The 1,530-nt window shown below is 31.6% G+C and carries 3 protein-coding genes; all 3 read left to right on the top strand.

Annotated elements, in window-relative coordinates; translation table 11 throughout:
- Positions 1-81 precede the first annotated feature (81 nt).
- On the top strand, positions 82-216 hold the full coding sequence (locus V7659_RS30720; RefSeq protein ID WP_144555969.1) for a BA3454 family stress response protein: 135 nt from the start codon (positions 82-84) through the stop codon (positions 214-216).
- Positions 217-382: 166 nt separating this feature from the next.
- Complete coding sequence (locus V7659_RS30715; RefSeq protein ID WP_335543790.1) at positions 383-541, top strand: hypothetical protein; 159 nt, start codon at positions 383-385, stop codon at positions 539-541.
- A 374-nt stretch (positions 542-915) separates the two neighbouring features.
- A complete protein-coding gene (locus V7659_RS30710; RefSeq protein ID WP_335543789.1) occupies positions 916-1,410 on the top strand; it encodes a hypothetical protein in 495 nt (164 codons plus the stop codon).
- Positions 1,411-1,530: the final 120 nt, after the last annotated feature.

Here is a 1,530-nt window from a genome sequence, read left to right as displayed (position 1 = left end):
TAAATGAAATTGGATTTAGTTAGTGAAGTGGAATGAATTAAAAGTTAGAATATTAGAATTATAAAAAGGAGATAGAACAAAATGTACAAGTATACAATCTATGTAACACATAAAGGTAAAGTTTATCAAACCAACGTAATAGCTACCAAAAACCAAACAGAAGAAGAAGTTTATCGTATAGCAAAAGAACAAGTTCTTAAACAATGGGAAAATTAAATAAGGGATCCTGGAATTAAAAGGATTTCGAATGGAACTTCCACTTGAAGAATAGATGTTGGATAGCTTCCGTTACTTGAATATCCCGTTGCCAATAGCGGTTTGGGAGATTTTATGAAGAATAACTAATTATATATAAATTATAATAAGAGGAGTTGGTGGGTTTATGAAGAATACTAAGAACCTTACTATAGAGGAGTTGGAAAGACGTATTACTCATTTTGAGGATCGTCTTACGGATTTTATTATTACCGAGGAACAAAGAGAGTTAATCAAAGAAAGCTTAAGGGAACTAAAGAACGCTAAAGAGCGCAAGGCTTCCTAAACTTTTTAAATAAAATAATACATTTAAATTAAAGAGCATTATCTGTGGAACATATATAGATTTTTATACATTTTTCCACTATTTGGAGAGTGAAATGTATGAAATTCTTATTAAGCTAACGGATGCTTATGTTAAATAAAAAGTCGCAGCAGCGACTTTTTTTCTTGTTCCACTAAAGCAGCAGGATAGTTGAAGAAACGCTTGATTTTTTATGGTAAAGCGATTCCTCTAAAGACGCAGAAAGACAGAAGCAAGAGTTTTAAAGCCAAGCTGTCATATTGGCAGCTTTTCTTATTGACCTAATGGGAAGTATGAACACTCTAATCGAATAATTTGATATGATTATCTCAAATAGTTTATTTGGAGGAAAACGTTTGGAATCTCTACGAATTACTAAAAAAAAAGTATTGAAATACCTTTTAATTGTTTTTGTCGTTGTCTTATTTTTTGTTATTTTTTATACACCTATTCTAAAAATGCCAATAAGTTGGGCTGGTTCTTGGGTGGGAATAGAAGCTGAACCAGGCTATATCCCTTTTGAGTATAGTAAGAGTTATATGACTACTTCATCCTGCGGTAAGAGGTGCGATAAACTAAAATTACATTACATATCAAAAAAAGCCGAGCTCGTAGTAACTGCCACTAATAACGTAAGTTGGTATAATGATCCCAAATGGGATAAAAAGAACAGAATTAAAGGAACAAAATATTTTTATAAAGAAAAAAACGGAAAGCAATACTTAGATTGGGAAGAAGAAAAAGAAGAATTAGAATTAACTGTTGAATATCAAGGTGAAAACAAATTAGCTAAATCAGAAATTGTAAAAATTGCAAACTCTATAAAAGCTGAGGGTAAGTTATTAAACTAACGGGGGCTGAAGTTCGAGATGATGGTTCCCGAATACCGATCCATACAGATCGCTACAGCTGTAATTTATTCTTTTACAGTAATTGTTCAATAAACGTTATTAAGTGACTAACAATTCCTG

It is taken from the genome of Neobacillus drentensis, from assembly GCF_036966985.1.
GTDB classification, from domain to species: domain Bacteria; phylum Bacillota; class Bacilli; order Bacillales; family Cytobacillaceae; genus Neobacillus; species Neobacillus drentensis_E.
This window is presented reverse-complemented; position numbering and strand designations above follow the sequence as displayed.